Origin of the sequence: Bacillus sp. SD088 (genome assembly GCF_017355205.1) — a bacterium.
Classification (GTDB): Bacteria; Bacillota; Bacilli; order Bacillales; family Bacillaceae_C; genus Lederbergia.
Genome location: NZ_JADIJK010000028.1, coordinates 21288 through 37888, shown reverse-complemented (window position 1 = coordinate 37888; position 16601 = coordinate 21288). Strand labels below are relative to the sequence as shown.

The window sequence follows — 16601 nt, the reverse complement described above, 5'->3', positions numbered from 1 at the left end:
TTTTTTGCCATGTTATAAAAATCTCAACATATTTTGCTCTAATTATTATGAATTTTACGATAATAGGAAGGGGTATAACGTGTATGATTTTTAAAAACTCTCCCAAAATGAGTTAAACTATTAAAGCCGACTTTTCCTGCAATATCAATGACTTTCAGTTGTGAATTTCGCAATAAATTTTGCGCTTCTTGAATTCGCACATGGTTTAAATACTCACTATAAGTAAAGCCTGTTGCTTTTTTAAAAATTCTACTTAAATAATATGAACTGATAAAAAACTCATTTGCTACGGAGTCAAGAGTGAGGTCTGGAGTGTGGTAATGTTTATTAATATAATGGATAATGTCTGTCATCTTATGATAAACACTTCCAGTAAATTCTTGTGTCTCGGCTGTATTTCTATTTAAATAGCGAACAGAAGAGATTAGTAGTTGTATTAACAACGTTTTCAAAAACAGCTCAAAGCCATCCTCTCCTTTTTGCATTTCCTGGATCATTTTAAATAAAATATATTCAATCTCTTGTTGCTCCTGCCGATTAAGCTGAATAATTAAAGTTTGATTAAAAACAGATTGTAAAAGAGAGGAGTACCTAGCTTTTTCACTTCCAAATAATTGATCGGTAAAATTAATTAATAGTCTTTCATGCTCATAGTCATCAACATGGAAAGTTCTGTGAAGGACGCCTTTATTAATAAATACTAGATTCCCTAAGTTTACATAATATGTTTTATCGTTAATAAAATATTTTCGTTTTCCATGTATGAGATAGTATACTTCATAATGATCCACATGGGTGTGATATTCAGGCATAGCATCTTTTGTATCTCGCTTACGATGACTAATATGTAACGGATCATCAGGTTTTTGATAGGAGAAATTAATATCCACTTTAACCCTCCTTATAAAAATATCTAATCATCTTTATAGTTTTTAAAAGCTCGGATTAAGACATATCCGAGCTTTCTTCATCCATATTCTCACATTTTTCAAAGAAACTAGCCGTATAATCAGTAGGTATGATTTTCTTATCCTGATAAATTTGCTTTAATGATTTCACCATATTTTTGCCAATGCCTTCGTCTCGATGGGAGGGATTAACGGAGATATGTTGAATTTCCACTACATCATCCATCTGGATTACACCTAGAAGCCCGGTAATATCCTCATCCTTCCACAGAAATAAGTGCCAATTGTCTGCTGTTTCATAGGTTTTCATTGTATTTTGAAGCTTTTTCAGATCTTTCTCATTCGGCATAAAGGAAAGAAGGCCCATCGCAATCTTTTCATAGGCTTTCTTGTATCGAATTAACATAACAGATCCCTCATTTTTCTTATTTGCTGCTGGCAAACTGCATAAAGCGTTCTAACTTCATCGGGAAAGTTTGTTCACATATCATTTGGTAATACGTACATTCGGTGCAATAAACACCCAATATAAGATTCCCCATATGATAGCCGCAATTAAGATCAACATAAATAAAGTGATATTCTTTTTGCGCAAAGAATGCACACCCCTTAATTCTCTATCTTTATAAACACATGATTTATTGTACTGGCTATGCTTCGTTTTAGCAAATGTTTCTAATCTCGAGCTATTAAAATTAGGTAGCAAACACTTTATTCCCCAAATTCAAAGCATTTATACCTATTTAGACGAAAAATAGCAAAAAAAGTTTCACTTTATCAATAAATATGCAATTGCTCATTAGGCTTAAACAGAAAAGCTTCTGTCTTTTTCCCCCAAGACGTCTAACCCGCCAATCTGCGGGTTAGACTTGTGATTTTTCAGCATAGGCCAAATCTAATCGTAATAAATCTTCGTACGATTCTCTTTTTACGACTAGTTGACTTGTTCCATTTTCTACAAATACGACCGGTGGTCTCGGGATGCGATTATAGTTGTTGGACATGGAATATCCATAAGCACCTGTACAAAAGACAGCAAGAATATCATTGGGAGATGCTTCTGGTAAGGGTAGGTCCCAAATGAGCATATCTCCAGATTCGCAACATTTCCCAGCAATCGCAACAGTTTCAGTCGCTTCATCATTGGCTCGATTGGCTAAAACAGCTTCATATTTAGCATCATAAAGGGCAGGTCTTAGATTATCTGTCATGCCTCCATCCACAGCTAAATATTTTCGAATATTCGGTACATCTTTTTGAGAGCCAACTAAATATAGAGTGGTACCAGCATCGCCTACCATTGAGCGGCCCGGTTCAATCCAAATTTCTGGCAAAGCTAATCCAAGTCGAGCTGTTTCAGTCCTTACTTCATCAATCATTTCCGCAACATAAGACTCAGGAGGCAATGGAGCATCTTCATCTGTATAGCGAATGCCAAAGCCCCCGCCCAAATTTAATACGGAAGCTTTGAAATGAAGTGTGGCATTCCAATCAGCTAATTTTTCTAGAATTTTTTTTGCCGCTAATTTAAAACCTGTCGTTTCAAAAATTTGTGATCCAATATGACAATGCAGACCAAGTACATCTAAATGCTGATTTTGTATGGCATAAGCAAGCGCCTCTTCAGCCTGCCCATTCTGCAAGTCAAATCCAAACTTAGAATCCTCTTGACCTGTCAAAATATAATCATGAGTATGTGCCTCAATACCTGGAGTTACGCGTAATAAAATCTTCACATTCTGTTCCCGATGTTCACAAAGCTGAGCAAGTAAATACAATTCGTGAAAATTATCGACCACGATACAGCCAACATGGTAATCTAAAGCCATGTTTAATTCGGCCTCACTCTTATTATTCCCATGAAAGTGGATTCTTTCGTTCGGAAATTCCGCTTTGATCGCCGTAAACAATTCTCCACCTGAAACAACATCCAGTGATAACCCTTCTTCTTCAGCAAGCTGAATCATCGCTATTGTAGAAAAAGCTTTACTTGCATAAGCTACTTGTGCTTCAACACCCATACGCTCGAAAGTCTTTTTAAATGCCCTTGCTCTTTTTCTAATAAGGGCAACATCATATACATACAGGGGAGTACCATATTTTTCAGTAAGCGTTACGGTATCTACCCCTCCAATTTCTAAATGTCCCATTTGATTAATATTAGCTGTTCCATATAAATGCATTTTTCCCCACCTCAACGGTTGTAAACAAAGATTGTCTTCTTTCTGATAAGTAGAATTACTTTATCATAATCTAAAAATTTATGCAATGACAATCAATCTTTAGTCGGTTGACGAAATCGATCTCTTGGCCGTACGATACTTGGACGAAGCACTGCACCAGGTACAGGTCTTCTCACTAAAATACTAATAAGAGCTTTCGGATTAAACGGTATTAATGGCCATAGATATGGCGCACCTAAAGGTCTACTTTGCGCTAAAAAGAGGATATAGAAGGTACAGGCAATAATGAGGCCTGGTCCTTTAAAGACAGCCACACACAGCAATAAGAACATGCGAACCATTTTATTTGCCACACTTAGCTCATAGCTAGGAGTAGAAAAGGTTCCAACGGCTACAATTGAAATATACAGAATGACCTCTGATTGAAAGAGACCTACATCAACAGCGATTTCACCAATTAACACAGCCGCAATCAAGCCCATTGCTGTAGAAAGAGGAGTTGGTGTATGAATGGCAGCAATTCGTAAGAATTCCACACCGAGATCAGCAATAAGAAGTTGAAAAATCAAAGGAATATGCGATTGTTCATTTGGACCTATAAACGCTAGTTGATCTGGTAAGAAAGTAGGATCCTTTACAAATAAATACCATAATGGCAAAAGGAAAATAGATGCCCATATCCCGAGAAACCGCGTCCAACGCACAAAGGTACCAACTGAAGGTGATTGCCGATATTCTTCAGCATGTTGAACATGGTGGAAATAAGTTGTCGGGGTAATCATAATACTTGGTGATGTATCAATATATATTAATACATGCCCCTCCAATAGATGAATGGCACCAACGTCCGCCCTTTCTGTATAGCGAACAAGCGGATATGGATTATATCCTTGCTTCATTAAATATTCTTCAATGGTTTTATCAGCCATTGCAACTCCATCAATATCAATCGATTTTAATTCCTGGCGGATTATATGAACCATTCTAGGATTGGCTACGCCTTTTATGTAGCCGATTGCTACATCTGTTTTTGAACGTTCTCCTATTTGCATAATTTCGAATCTTAACCGTTCATCACGAATTCTTCTTCTTGTTAAGGCAGTATTAATGATAATATTTTCAACATAGCCATCCCTCGAACCTCGAACGACTTTTTCCGTGTCAGGCTCTTCTGGCTGTCTCCCAGGATAATTACGAACGTCAACAATGAGAACCGTGTCTGCTCCTTCTACTACCACAGCCATAAGGCCTGATAATACCTGGTCAACCATCTCATCCATTGTTTTTGCAGGCTCAACGGATGAGCTGCTTATTCTGTTTTCAATTAACTCAAATAGCTTCGATGTTGTTTTTTCGGTATCATTGAGCTTTTGGAGTTCCTTTACGATTTCGGTAATGACATAGGAATCGCAAAGTCCATTCACAGTATACAAATGTACTTTTTTCCTTAAGATCACTAATTTTCTTACATCAAGATCAAAACTGGTGCCTAGTCCTACCCGATCCTCAAAATACTTTTCAACGACATCCGGATTTTTATCGATCTTCATTGATTTTCCTTGAGAGTCTTTACTCAATCTTTAGAGCCTCCTTTCCATTTTTCTACCTCTGTTCTTTCTAAGCTTTAGTATGTGGTCATTTTATTATTTTCATACAAAAAGGAACATATGGATGCCCTATTCAGGCATCCATATGTTCCTTCATTTGATCTAATATTTTCTTTTCCAAACGTGAAACTTGAACTTGTGATATTCCTAGACGTGAAGCCACCTCTGATTGTGTTTGATCTTTATAATAACGCAGATAAACAATTAATCTTTCACGTTCATCAAGTCCTCTGATCGCTTCCTCTAATGCAATTTTATCAAACCATTTATGATCATTCTCATCTGAAATCTGATCAATTAGAATAATAGGGTCCCCATCATTTTCATACACGGTCTCATGAATAGAGGCTGGAGATCTGCCTGCATCTTGGGCCATTAGCACTTCCTCTTGGGAAACATCCAGATAAGTAGCGATATCAGAAACTGTCGGTACTTTTCCGTCTCTTTTTGCCAACTCATCCCTGGCCTTTCTAATTTTGTTGCCTAGTTCTTTAATGGACCGACTGACTTTTACCGCTCCATCATCACGAATGAAGCGTTGAATTTCACCAATAATCATGGGAACCGCATACGTTGAAAACTTCACATCATAAGATAGGTCGAACTTATCAATTGATTTCAACAAACCGATACTGCCAATCTGAAATAAATCATCCGGATCATATCCTCGATTCAAGAATCGTTGAACGACGGACCAGACCAGTCTAACATTTTTTTCAACAAGGTGGTCTCTTGCATGTTGATCGCCTTCTTGACTTTTTTTAATCAGGTCTTTAACTTCCGTGTCGCTCAAAAAGCCCTTTCTCGCCTCTTTTTTTATTTGCACGTCCATAGGCACGGCTCCTTAATTGCATAACGCTTTGTTTTTCGTTACATATTTTGTTAAACGGACCGTGGTGCCTGAACCTGGTTGCGATTCTACTTCTATCTTGTCCATAAAGTTTTCCATAATCGTAAAGCCCATCCCTGATCTCTCTAATTCGGGTTTGGTTGTAAAAAGCGGCTGTCTTGCTTCATCAATATTGTCAATTCCCATACCATTATCGCGGATGACAAGATCAATTATTTCATCCTCTATCGTAGCAGAAATATAGATAATTCCTGCTGGGTTTTGATCATAACCATGAATGATCGCATTCGTAACAGCTTCAGAGACAACTGTCTTAATTTCAGTTAATTCATCCATAGTCGGATCTAATTGAGCAATAAAGGCGGCTACTGTCACTCTAGCAAAGGATTCATTTTGACTTAAAGCACTAAATTGTAGTTGCATTTCATTTCTCATTTTATGCAACCCCCAATCTTTCCAGAGCTAATTGCTCTGAGCTTTCTAAATTCATAATTTTAAATAAGCCCGACATTTCAAATAGTCTCTTAACTGGGGCTGAAATCGCACAAACGACCATTTCACCATTCTTTAGCTTAATTTGCTTATACCTTCCCAAGATGACACCCAATCCAGAACTGTCCATGAAGGTAAGATTCGCCAAGTTCAACACAATGTGATGAATTTGATATGCTTCAATTGTTTGATTGACCTTTTCCCTTAGCTCCTCCGCTGTATGATGATCCAGTTCTCCCGATAGTCGTATGCATAATACGTCTTGTCTTACATCTAATTCAATATTCAAACTCAATTGCCTAATCCTCCTCGCATATAGAAGTATAAAGAGTCATTTCTACTCTTATCCCCCTAATTCCTTCTTGATGACAAAACTAGAAGAATTTCGGCAATTTTTTTAACAAAAGCGCAAGCGCCTTGATGTAAGACGAAAGGCTAAGTTCGCGACGTCCTGGCGGCAGAGTCAAATCCGACGTCCTGTCGCTTCGTCTACACTAGTACATCCTGTACGTCGCAACGCCGATGGACTCGCATCCTCCGAGCCTCGAGGGGCTATGCGCTGGAGCTAGATCAAAACACTAGCCAAATCTTATACTTTCTTGTCTTTCCATAAAATGGCATACTTCTCGTTCAGTCTGCATTCGAAAGTATTAAGGTATCTTGTCATTAATCTGTTTTTGTAAACATTCCAAATGCTCGTTTATACAAATGCCACCAGGAAGCTTTTTTTATATTTCCCTTTGCAACTAATGGCACCTCGACTAGTTCTTTCCCGTCTTTCTTTACTTTTAAAACGCCAATTTTCTCTCCCTTTTTAAGAGGCGCTTTAATATGTTCAATCAATTCTATTTCTTCTGTAAGCTTATCTAATTTTTCTCCTTTTTTCGTTAGGACCGATACGCTTTCTCCTGTTTCAGCTTCTATATATTTTTTATCGCCCTTACTAACTTTCGCTTTTTCTAACGCTTTTCCCTTTTCATACAATGGATGAGTGGCGTATTGAGAAAAAGAATAATCAAGCATTTTTGTTATTTGCGCATTTCTACTTTTCGATGTTGGAGCGCCAAAGACCACAGCGATCACTCGCATCCCATCTTTTTTTGCTGTAGCGGTTAAACAATACTTCGCTTCACTAGTAAATCCTGTCTTCAGGCCATCTACACCTGGATAAAATTTCACAAGTTTATTTGTATTTACGAGCCAAAATTTCTTATCCGTGTCTTCTCTTAGGTAGGATTCATAGTTTTTGGTGAAGTCTGTAATCTCTTCGTGCTTTAACAACTCTTTTGCCATTAAGGCCATATCATTAGCTGTACTATAATGATCCTCTACTGGTAGACCTGTTGTGTTTTTAAAATGAGTATTTTTTAAACCCAACTCCTTGACACGGTCATTCATCATCTCGACAAACGCTTCTTCACTTCCTGCGATTTTCTCCGCCAATGCGACTGAAGCATCATTAGCTGATCCAATGGCCATTGCTAATAAAAGTTCTTTTACCATCATTTCTTCACCAGGTTCAAGAAAAATTTGTGACCCGCCCATTGAAGCAGCATACTCACTTGTTGTGACCTTCTCATCCATCTTAATTTTTCCAGAATCAATAGCTTCCATAATTAATAACATCGTCATAATTTTTGTCATCGAAGCAGGTGAATACTTTTCATCCTTATTTTTCTCATATAAAACCGTCCCAGTATCTCTTTCAATTAGGATTGCTGATTTCGAATCTTCCGCAAGCTCTGTTTTCTTTTCCTCCGCAAATGCAGCTCCTGAATATAATGAAAGAATTAAACATAAGGCAACAAACATGGTTACAACTTTTTTCATATCAATCCCTCCATCCCTTAGTTCCGGAAATGTTTTCCATAAAACCATTCTCTCCCAGGTCGTATGGATTTATACAAAAGGCAAAAAGAAAAAGCCCGAAAAATCATTTTCCGGACTTTTTGGACATCCTCTAAGAGATAAAAGGATTCTAATTAGACTATTCTTCTTTTTGTAAATCCTCTAAAAAGCTTGTCCCTTTCCCTTTCCAATTTACTTTAAAGTTCTTCGCGATCGTCGCACCAATATCTGCAAAAGTCTTGCGTATCGGTAGCTCTTTCCCATAGATGAATTTCTTTGAATAAGCCAACATCGGCACAAACTCCCTTGTATGATCCGTTCCATGATGGGTGGGGTCATTTCCATGATCTGCAGTAATGATTAATAACTCTTCTTCATCCATTTGATCTATTATTTCGGGAACTCTTTGGTCAAATTCCTCCAGTGCTTGTCCGTAACCCTCGGGATTCCTGCGGTGACCGAATTTCGCATCAAAATCCACCAAATTGATAAAATTTAATCCAGTGAAATTTTTCCCCATCGTTTGTAGGAGTTTATCGACCCCATCCATATTAGACTCTGTTCTAATCGATTCTGTTATGCCTTCCCCATCATAAATATCATGAATTTTCCCAATCGCAATCACATCAAAGTCAGCATCTTTTAATTCATTCATCACTGTTCGTGCAAAAGGTTTTAAAGCATAGTCATGACGATTAGCCGTCCGTTGGAAATTACCTGGTTCTCCAATAAAGGGACGGGCAATGACACGACCAACCTTAAATTCTTCCTTTAAGGTTAACTGTCTTGTTTTTTCACAAATACGATATAACTCTTCTAAAGGAACAATTTCTTCATGAGCCGCAATTTGTAACACTGAATCAGCAGAAGTATAAACAATTAATGCCCCTGTTTCCATATGCTCTTTCCCCAGCTTTTCAATAATTTCCGTTCCACTAGCTGGAATGTTTCCAATCACCGTTCGTCCTGATGCTTGCTCAATTTCCGTAATTAGTAACTCTGGAAAACCGTTTGGAAAGACTTTAAAAGGATGACTCGTGACAAGCCCCATTAATTCCCAATGCCCTGTCATCGTATCCTTTCCATTTGAAGCTTCTTGCATTTTTGTATAAAAGGCGATTGGTTTGTCTACTGGATCTACTCCTTTAATTTTTCTTATATTGGACAATCCAAAGTTTTGTAGATTTGGTAATGCTAAACCGTCCATTTTTTCAGCAATATGACCTAATGTATCTGCCCCTTCATCATTAAAATCAATTGCATCCGGTGCTTCTCCTATTCCAACAGAATCTAGCACAATTAAATGAATCTTTTTAAATGTCATATACTCCATGCCTATTCCTCCTACAAAAATACATTTATACCTTTAACATACCCTTTTAAGTCTAAAATAAAAACCGCATAGGCGGTTTTTTGATGTTATTTCTTAAGCCCGTGGATGATATTTTGTGTAAACATCTTTCAATCTTGTTTTTGTTACATGTGTGTAGATTTGCGTAGTTGAAATATCAGCATGTCCTAACATTTCTTGTACCGCTCTTAAGTCAGCCCCATTTTCAAGCAAATGGGTAGCAAAAGAATGCCTTAATGTATGGGGCGTAAGATCTTTCTCTACATTTGCTTCAGCTGCTAACTTTTTAATTATCTTCCAGAAGCCTTGGCGGGTCAGTCGATTACCATGATGATTCAGAAATAGGGCTTCTGTTTTATATTTTGTTTTTCTAAGTTGAGGCCGAGATTCTCGTAAATATTGCTCGACAGAATCTGAAGCCATTTGTCCAAGAGGAATAATTCGCTCCTTATCCCCTTTTCCAATGCACCGAACAAATCCCATTGTTAAATGAACATTGTCCAAGTCTAAATTGATGAGCTCACTGACCCTGATGCCGGTCGCATAAAGCAATTCCATCATCGCTTTATCCCTTATCCCATAAGAAGTCGTGAGATCAGGCGTATTTAGTAATTTTTCAACTTCTCGGAAACTTAATACTTGAGGTAATGTTCTTTCCATCTTCGGTGTTTCCAAATGAACAGATGGATCATGATCAACTACCTTATCTCTTAATAGGAATTGATGAAAGGCTCGAATCGATGCAATATGTCGAGCTAGTGTCTTTGAGGACTTTCCTTCTTTCTTCAAAAAGGCCAAAAATTGGATAATATGGATACGGGTCACATCATTCAACTTCTTTACTTGCTCTACCTGCTGTAAATATTCCAAATAGCGCTTTAAATCTCGTTTATACGATACAATCGTATTTTGGGACAATCCTTTTTCTACTGTCAAAAAGTGGATAAAATCCTGCATTTCATCGTGCACAACCATTACTCTCCATTCTGGTAAAAAAGGATTAGGCGTGAAAACCAGGCGTCACTTTTTTGACTTTCTGGTTGAAAGGCCTTTACCGCACTCCCTTCCGGCTCATCATAACGCCGGTAATTTTCATATTCTTGATTTATCCACATAATACCATAATAGAAGAGAATCGTGCATCCAATAAGCAAAACAAGTAATCGCAATGTTCCAAAAAAAGTTTTTAAAATATTTCTCATTATTTTCATCCTTTTGTCTTAAATACTTTCCATATACGTTGGTGGACAGGCGCTTCCGCTTTTCTTTTGTCCAGCTACAGCGCCTAGCGACTAGCAAATTTACGTCTTCTTCCTTCGATAAGTCAACATCGGTTCATCCTTCACCGTGTTTCCTTCATCTTCTCAGAAGTCTTTAAATTTGTACGTCGCTGGACAGGCGCTTCCGCTTTTCTTTTGTCCAGCTACAGCGCCTAGCGACTAGCAAATTTACGTCTTCTTCCTTCGATAAGTCAACATCGGTTCATCCTTCACCGTGTTTCCTTTATCTTCTCAGAAGTCTTTAAACTTGTACGTCGCTGGACAGGCGCTTCCGCTTTTCTTTTGTCCAGCTACAGCGCCTAGCGACTAGCAAATTTACGTCTTCTTCCTTCGATAAGTCAACATCGGTTCATCCTTCACCGTGTTTCCTTTATCTTCTCAGAAGTCTTTAAATTTGTACGTCGCTGGACAGGCGCTTCCGCTTTTCTTATTACCATCATATGCCAAGCTTGTTTTCATTTATTCATTAAACCATGTGCTTTGAAGGATTTTTTTCAGGTAGAATATGTTGCAACGGTTATAGATAGAGGGGGATGACCAGTTGAAACTAAAAAAACCTTCTCCAGCTAGAGGAAAAGGTTTAATCTGTTTTTTTATTAACATCTGTTTTTTCTTGACACTTCCAACAAATCCCGTGAAAAATGAGCCGATGATCTTTTATTTTAAAACGCCAATCTCTTTCAACAATTCTTTCTACATCTTCGAGTAAATCGTCTTGAATCTCTTCCACTGCACCACATTCAATGCAAATAAGATGATGATGAAAATGGGCTGCTCCTTCTTTTCTAAGATCGAAGCGTGACACACCGTCACCAAAATTAATCTTATCAACGACTTTCAATTCTGTTAACAATTCTAAGGTTCTATATACTGTTGCAAGCCCGATTTCGGGGGATTTTTCTTTGACGAGAAGATATACATCTTCCGCACTTAAATGATCTTCCTCATGTTCAAGCAATACCCGAACCGTGGCTTCACGCTGGGGAGTGAGCTTGTAGCTTGCGGAATGTAGTTGTTTCTTTATCCGTTCTATGCGACTTTCCATACCTCAATATCCTCCCTCGCGTTTCTCCACTATAATTATATCAGATTGATGCTCATATTCAAACTAAAATAATTATAATGTGCGAAGGTTTCTATAGATTTTTAAAAGATAGGAAGTATGAGATCTGTCCAATGCCGGTCCCCATCGGTTCCTTGCGCTTTTCATATCATTAATTGATTGAGAGAATGACAGACTTCATTAGAGCAGGAGAGATATAAGCTTCAATACTTGCCGCCACTGTAATAATAGCAATCGCTCCTACATAAGCCATCATATATTTAGCAAAGATCGGAACAAACTGAAAATGAAAGGTTGGTCGAATAAAGACTTTTTTGATAATTTTCATCGATAACGCAATCGAACTGACTGATATAAAGATCAATACTGGGATCATAAATAAATTTTGTGGCAAAAGAGATACAAAAGAAAGCAATAATCCTTGCCAACCCATTTGACTCACTAAAAAACCGATGGAAAAACCAACGACAACACCTTTTAAAAAAATCAATAAAAAGATTAGCGGAAATCCAATAATGGAGATGCCTAGTACCCATATCAAGCCAGCTATCTTCACATTATGGAAAAAGCTCAACTTTAATAACTCCTCAGGTGGTACTATCTGTCCATCTCCTACTTGACCGAAGAATTGATTTAAATAATAAAAAAGATCTTCTTTTTGATGAGCAGATAAACTGTTCACCATCACTGCTCCAAATATAACCCCCATTAAAAATAAAACAGTCATAAAGGTATACAGAGAAGAATGTTCTTGAAAATGACGAGTTATCACGTTTGTTGAAAGTCTATAGCGCATTGATTATTTCCTCCTGTCCCACGATTGTTACATCATATGTAGGACAGGCTGTAAATATGACTGGCAAACAAGCTAAAATTCCCCGTCGCAAAATTTTAGTTTTTCTTCACTTTCCCATATTTACCGCCGCCACCGGCGGCTATTTGTAATTTCCCTTCACGTGCTTGGATGATCATATCGGCAAGTTGAATATTGACAAGTGCTTTCAGATCGGCTACTTTCACCCGATGCAAAATATTCATCTCTGTTCCAAAATGATCCAACAGGTGTAGCATCGTTTTTGATCCCAAGCCCGGAATAAATTCTAATGGTACTTGATGAATATAAGGAGGTCGCTTCGGGGCATCAACCGTATTCGCCAATTCGGAAATACGTTCGGATACTCCTTTAGTGAATTTTTCGGAACCACAATGAGAACAGATAGATCCGTTCATGGGCGCGCCACAAACGGCGCACGTGGTCCGATAATATTTTCCCAAACGAGGATTTAAACCATAGTTTGCCATTACTCGATTCGCACCTTGGTTCTTTAAGGCATGAGAAAATGCTGCAAATGTAGGTGCTTCTAAATCAAACTTTTGATATTCGCGAGCAATTTTTTGCGTTGAGTGCGCATCCGAATTTGTTAAAAAAGTAAATGCATGCAATTCAGTTATTTGATCAGCCATTTCAGTATCTGAACTTAATCCAAGCTCTACAGCATCTATAAAAGCAGGATTTAGAATTTCCGTCAATGAATTTAAAACGCCTTTTCCATATAGGCTTTTAAAAGGAGTAAAAATATGTGCTGGTATAAACAAGCCACCTAGACTTTTCACCTTTTCTTGTAAAGTCGGGGCGTTTTCATATATTCTTTGCGTGCTTAATTGAATATTGGTTACTCGAGCTGAAAGCCAATTCGAAAAATCTTTTAACGTTGTTAACGATGGAAAATAAGCTAGTACATGTAGCGGTCCACGACAATTCTTATCATATACCTCTATCTCAGCTCCTGGTATAAGGGTGACCTCATCTTCATAGCGAAATCCCCCCTCCTCCATTTCTACTAGTTTTCCTTTAGCAACCAATTGCTCTATTTCTATTATTACTTCTGGAGAATGACAATCAATAACACCAACCATATCAAGGCCTTTCGGATATTTGGCTGCCTCTAGAATAGCTGATAAGGTAAGATTCCGACTGCCAGTTATTTTAACGGCCTTCCCTGTAAAGGTTCTTCCGATGTGAATATGTAAATCAGCAAACACTTCACTCATATTGCTCTAACACCTTCTTCATTTGGAGATAAAGAACTGCATACGCTGTTTTTGCATCATAAATACGTTTCTCATCTATAAAGGTAGCAGCGGATTTCAAATCTACCTCTAACAAATCAACAAATTCATCTTCATCACCAGGAAGAGGATTTTCCACCTTTTCCAAACCAGTTGCGATGTAGAGGTGAATGACTTCATCGGAAAATCCGGGGGCTGTATAGAAGGATGTTAAATGGTCCAATTGGTTTGCACGAAATCCTGTCTCCTCCTCCAATTCTCTCCCAGCTGTTAACAGTGGTTCTTCGCCTTGCTCAAGCTTACCAGCAGGTATTTCCAGCAAAGATCGTTCCAGCGGTTTGCGAAATTGTTCTACCATTAAAATGTTCCCGTCATCTGTTATCGGGATAATTCCGACAGCGCCCGGATGCTTGACAATTTCACGCTTGGCTATTTTTCCATTTGGAAGCTCGACTTCATCTACTTGCAATTGAATAATCTTTCCATTAAAAATTTCTTGGCTCTGAATTGTTTTTTCTTCAAATTTCTTCACATTCATCTGCTCCTTACTTCTAACTATTATTATCATACCATAGCCAATAGAGAACATTAATTTTGTTTTCTCTACCAACTTTTAGGTAAAATAAAAGCAAGTGAACCTCAATAGTAGGGTTTACCTGCTAATCTTGAAAGGGCGAGATAATATGGAAAAGAGACAATTAGGAAATTCGGACCTGTGGGTTTCCAAGATGGGACTTGGCTGTATGTCGTTAGGGACAGACAGTAGTCATGCAAAAAAAATTATTCAAGCTGCTTTTGACCAAGGAATTAATTATTTTGATACAGCAGACCTGTACGATTATGGAGTGAATGAGGAAATCGTTGGAAAAACATTATCTCCTATTCGAGATCAGGTGATCATTGCAACCAAAGTTGGCAATCGTTGGAATGATCAAAAAGATGGTTGGCATTGGGACCCTTCAAAAACTTACATTAAAGATGCGGTAAAAAATAGTTTAAAACGTCTACAAACGGATTATATTGATTTATATCAATTGCATGGGGGCACAATCGATGATCCATCAGAGGAAACGATTGAAGCCTTTGAAGAATTACAGGAAGAAGGACTGATTCGCTGCTATGGTATTTCTTCCATTCGACCAAATGTGATCAAATTATTTGCTAAAGAATCTTCCATTGTGAGCAATATGATGCAATACAGCCTTTTAGATCGGCGTCCAGAAGAATTATTTCCTTTCATGCAAGATCAAAAAATTAGTGTGGTGACAAGAGGCTCTGTTGCAAAAGGATTACTGAGCGATAAAGTGATAGAAAAGCTACATTCGGATGAATTACCAGGCTATTTACAGTATACGCCTGCGGAAATAAAAGAATTAATTGAAAGCATTCAGGCGAAATTATTAACAGATCGAACCATGAATGAAGTAGCTCTTCAATACACGCTTGCTCATGAGACAGTAGCGGCTGTTGTCACAGGGGCAAGTTCAATAGAACAAGTACAAGATAATTCTCGTGCTGTTAAAGCAAAACCGCTTCACAAAGATGAAATAGAATATTTAAAATGGATTACAAAAGATACAAGATATGAAAATCATCGATAAAATCTGAGTCTGTATAGAAGGCGAATTGGGATCCTATCGATAAACATAAGTATATGCAACAAATTCTAACAAAATTCAACCTGAATCCATCAATTTATTGTCCTTATGGGTTCAGGTTATTTTTCGCGTTAACAATCCTGCAAAAAATTTCAGCAATTCTCCCTAGAATTCAATCTATTTACTCACTTACTCATACTAAAAAACATAGACCTACTTGCTAGGAGTGGCAATTTTCACCAAAAAATGCCATAGAAAGATGCCCTTCCCTATCTTACTACCGTTTAACGACATCGACATTTTTTTCGGGTTTGTGACTTTTGTATCAGTTATACTATCACTAGGAATATAGTTCTATAAAATTTCAGATAAACACCTTTAGTAGTGGTTATCTAATCATTGGCGGGGCATTAGGGGGATATAAATGGATAAAATAACAAATCAAGCTTTGGACCATGAATGGAAAGATCTAATTTTAAAAGCGCTAGAGGCGGGAATGACCTCAGAAGCAATCCGGGATTTTTTTCGCCAGTATATTACCACGCAAAAGACACAAGCACCTGTTGAACGAAAAGCACAGTTTAAAAACCTTAACTAAGATATTGTCAAATTTCTTAGTAACTAACTGGCCCACCTTATCTTACAAACTATGTTCACCCATTCATTTTACCTAGTACAATAGACTGTTTTATTCTGGTCACGATCTAAAAAATCAAATTAATTCGTTCTAAATACAAAACAAGCCTTCGTTATATGATATAATATGGTATGTAAGGAAGGTGAAGACATCCATGATTGGCGAACGAATACGTGAATATCGAAAACAAAACAATATGTCTTTATCAGAGTTGGCTGAAAAAGCCGGGATTGCCAAATCATATTTGAGCTCTATTGAACGAAACATTCAATCAAATCCCTCCATTCAATTCTTAGAAAAAATTTCTTCTGTCTTGAATGTTTCCGTCCAATCATTATTACACGAAAATCCTGAACAATTGTCCGACGGTCAATTGGATGATGATTGGGAAGCCCTTGTTCGAGAAGCGATGGCTTCTGGTGTTTCAAAACAAGAATTCCGTGAATTTCTTGAGTTTAATAAGTGGAAAATGGAGCATAAGTAAAAACGTGCAGAGGCAAACTGTCTCTGTACGTTTTGCGTTGTCGTATCTGTTTGTTCCTATTTTTGTAACACTGACAATCGCTATTTCAGCTCTGATTAATTAACGGTAAGACCCGATGGCTGAATGTCATTTTTTTATTTTAATCTGGAGTGCTTTTAAAAGTTCCGTTTTTTCCTTATAATAGAATGAAATAGCTGAAACTTTTTAGCATGAAAAACGTATTTACACAT

The 16601-nt window shown here is 37.6% G+C and carries 18 protein-coding genes; 3 read left to right on the top strand and 15 right to left on the bottom strand.

What is annotated here, in order from left to right:
• Positions 1-38: 38 nt before the first annotated feature.
• From IPU53_RS25490 to IPU53_RS20235, 15 genes are all read right to left on the bottom strand, one after another.
• The gene (locus tag IPU53_RS25490) at positions 39-890 is read right to left on the bottom strand and encodes an AraC family transcriptional regulator (RefSeq protein ID WP_207452825.1); all 852 of its coding nucleotides are present in this window, start codon (positions 888-890) and stop codon (positions 39-41) included.
• A gap of 55 nt (positions 891-945) precedes the next feature.
• Entirely contained in the window at positions 946-1314 is a 369-nt protein-coding gene (locus IPU53_RS20300; RefSeq protein WP_207452824.1) for a GNAT family N-acetyltransferase, read from the bottom strand.
• A gap of 457 nt (positions 1315-1771) precedes the next feature.
• Positions 1772-3091, bottom strand: coding sequence for a diaminopimelate decarboxylase (gene lysA, locus IPU53_RS20295; protein ID WP_207452823.1), 1320 nt, complete (start codon positions 3089-3091; stop codon positions 1772-1774).
• Positions 3092-3183: 92 nt separating this feature from the next.
• Positions 3184-4641, bottom strand: a complete 1458-nt coding sequence (locus IPU53_RS20290) for a spore germination protein (RefSeq protein WP_207452856.1) — start codon at positions 4639-4641, stop codon at positions 3184-3186.
• Between the two features lie 130 nt (positions 4642-4771).
• Complete coding sequence (gene sigF / locus IPU53_RS20285) at positions 4772-5530, bottom strand: RNA polymerase sporulation sigma factor SigF (RefSeq protein ID WP_207452822.1); 759 nt, start codon at positions 5528-5530, stop codon at positions 4772-4774.
• A gap of 12 nt (positions 5531-5542) precedes the next feature.
• Positions 5543-5983, bottom strand: coding sequence for an anti-sigma F factor (gene spoIIAB / locus IPU53_RS20280; protein WP_207452821.1), 441 nt, complete (start codon positions 5981-5983; stop codon positions 5543-5545).
• Position 5984: 1 nt separating this feature from the next.
• On the bottom strand, positions 5985-6335 hold the full coding sequence (gene spoIIAA, locus IPU53_RS20275) for an anti-sigma F factor antagonist (protein ID WP_207452820.1): 351 nt from the start codon (positions 6333-6335) through the stop codon (positions 5985-5987).
• A 371-nt stretch (positions 6336-6706) separates the two neighbouring features.
• Positions 6707-7870: a D-alanyl-D-alanine carboxypeptidase family protein gene (locus IPU53_RS20270; RefSeq protein WP_207452819.1), complete on the bottom strand. Its 1164-nt coding sequence runs from the start codon at positions 7868-7870 to the stop codon at positions 6707-6709.
• A 157-nt stretch (positions 7871-8027) separates the two neighbouring features.
• Positions 8028-9221 (bottom strand): phosphopentomutase, encoded by a 1194-nt coding sequence (gene deoB / locus IPU53_RS20265; RefSeq protein WP_207452818.1) that lies wholly within the window; start codon positions 9219-9221, stop codon positions 8028-8030.
• Positions 9222-9314: 93 nt separating this feature from the next.
• The gene (xerD, locus tag IPU53_RS20260; protein WP_242698460.1) at positions 9315-10214 is read right to left on the bottom strand and encodes a site-specific tyrosine recombinase XerD; all 900 of its coding nucleotides are present in this window, start codon (positions 10212-10214) and stop codon (positions 9315-9317) included.
• The gene (locus IPU53_RS20255) at positions 10214-10441 is read right to left on the bottom strand and encodes a YqzK family protein (RefSeq protein WP_207452816.1); all 228 of its coding nucleotides are present in this window, start codon (positions 10439-10441) and stop codon (positions 10214-10216) included. The genes xerD and IPU53_RS20255 overlap by 1 nt, the downstream gene beginning before the upstream one ends.
• Positions 10442-11099: 658 nt before the next feature.
• A complete protein-coding gene (fur, locus tag IPU53_RS20250) occupies positions 11100-11564 on the bottom strand; it encodes a ferric iron uptake transcriptional regulator (RefSeq protein ID WP_207452815.1) in 465 nt (154 codons plus the stop codon).
• Between the two features lie 169 nt (positions 11565-11733).
• A complete protein-coding gene (gene spoIIM / locus IPU53_RS20245) occupies positions 11734-12378 on the bottom strand; it encodes a stage II sporulation protein M (protein WP_207452814.1) in 645 nt (214 codons plus the stop codon).
• A gap of 95 nt (positions 12379-12473) precedes the next feature.
• On the bottom strand, positions 12474-13634 hold the full coding sequence (locus tag IPU53_RS20240) for an endonuclease Q family protein (RefSeq protein WP_207452813.1): 1161 nt from the start codon (positions 13632-13634) through the stop codon (positions 12474-12476).
• The gene (locus tag IPU53_RS20235) at positions 13627-14184 is read right to left on the bottom strand and encodes an NUDIX domain-containing protein (RefSeq protein ID WP_207452812.1); all 558 of its coding nucleotides are present in this window, start codon (positions 14182-14184) and stop codon (positions 13627-13629) included. Before IPU53_RS20235 ends, IPU53_RS20240 begins: the two co-directional genes overlap by 8 nt.
• 151 nt (positions 14185-14335) lie before the next feature.
• Here IPU53_RS20235 and IPU53_RS20230 point away from each other — a divergent pair, with 151 nt between their 5' ends.
• The 3 genes from IPU53_RS20230 to IPU53_RS20220 all read left to right on the top strand — a co-directional run bounded on the left by IPU53_RS20230 (position 14336) and on the right by IPU53_RS20220 (position 16371).
• Positions 14336-15253: an aldo/keto reductase gene (locus IPU53_RS20230; RefSeq protein WP_207452811.1), complete on the top strand. Its 918-nt coding sequence runs from the start codon at positions 14336-14338 to the stop codon at positions 15251-15253.
• 421 nt (positions 15254-15674) lie between these two features.
• Complete coding sequence (locus IPU53_RS20225) at positions 15675-15848, top strand: anti-repressor SinI family protein (protein ID WP_207452810.1); 174 nt, start codon at positions 15675-15677, stop codon at positions 15846-15848.
• Between the two features lie 193 nt (positions 15849-16041).
• The gene (locus IPU53_RS20220; RefSeq protein ID WP_207452809.1) at positions 16042-16371 is read left to right on the top strand and encodes a helix-turn-helix domain-containing protein; all 330 of its coding nucleotides are present in this window, start codon (positions 16042-16044) and stop codon (positions 16369-16371) included.
• The last annotated feature ends 230 nt before the right edge of the window (positions 16372-16601 follow it).

Excerpts from the sequence above, each read along its gene's own strand:
- fur (WP_207452815.1), bottom strand. The coding sequence starts at position 11,564 with ATGGAAAGTCGCATAGAACGGATAAAGAAACAACTACATTCCGCAAGC.
- xerD (WP_242698460.1), bottom strand. The coding sequence starts at position 10,214 with ATGGTTGTGCACGATGAAATGCAGGATTTTATCCACTTTTTGACAGTA.
- spoIIAB (WP_207452821.1), bottom strand. The coding sequence starts at position 5,983 with ATGAGAAATGAAATGCAACTACAATTTAGTGCTTTAAGTCAAAATGAA.
- IPU53_RS20225 (WP_207452810.1), top strand. The coding sequence starts at position 15,675 with ATGGATAAAATAACAAATCAAGCTTTGGACCATGAATGGAAAGATCTA.
- lysA (WP_207452823.1), bottom strand. The coding sequence starts at position 3,091 with ATGCATTTATATGGAACAGCTAATATTAATCAAATGGGACATTTAGAA.
- sigF (WP_207452822.1), bottom strand. The coding sequence starts at position 5,530 with ATGGACGTGCAAATAAAAAAAGAGGCGAGAAAGGGCTTTTTGAGCGAC.
- IPU53_RS20290 (WP_207452856.1), bottom strand. The coding sequence starts at position 4,641 with ATGAAGATCGATAAAAATCCGGATGTCGTTGAAAAGTATTTTGAGGAT.
- IPU53_RS20230 (WP_207452811.1), top strand. The coding sequence starts at position 14,336 with ATGGAAAAGAGACAATTAGGAAATTCGGACCTGTGGGTTTCCAAGATG.
- spoIIM (WP_207452814.1), bottom strand. The coding sequence starts at position 12,378 with ATGCGCTATAGACTTTCAACAAACGTGATAACTCGTCATTTTCAAGAA.
- IPU53_RS20220 (WP_207452809.1), top strand. The coding sequence starts at position 16,042 with ATGATTGGCGAACGAATACGTGAATATCGAAAACAAAACAATATGTCT.
- IPU53_RS20255 (WP_207452816.1), bottom strand. The coding sequence starts at position 10,441 with ATGAGAAATATTTTAAAAACTTTTTTTGGAACATTGCGATTACTTGTT.
- IPU53_RS20240 (WP_207452813.1), bottom strand. The coding sequence starts at position 13,634 with ATGAGTGAAGTGTTTGCTGATTTACATATTCACATCGGAAGAACCTTT.
- IPU53_RS20300 (WP_207452824.1), bottom strand. The coding sequence starts at position 1,314 with ATGTTAATTCGATACAAGAAAGCCTATGAAAAGATTGCGATGGGCCTT.
- IPU53_RS20270 (WP_207452819.1), bottom strand. The coding sequence starts at position 7,870 with ATGAAAAAAGTTGTAACCATGTTTGTTGCCTTATGTTTAATTCTTTCA.
- deoB (WP_207452818.1), bottom strand. The coding sequence starts at position 9,221 with ATGGAGTATATGACATTTAAAAAGATTCATTTAATTGTGCTAGATTCT.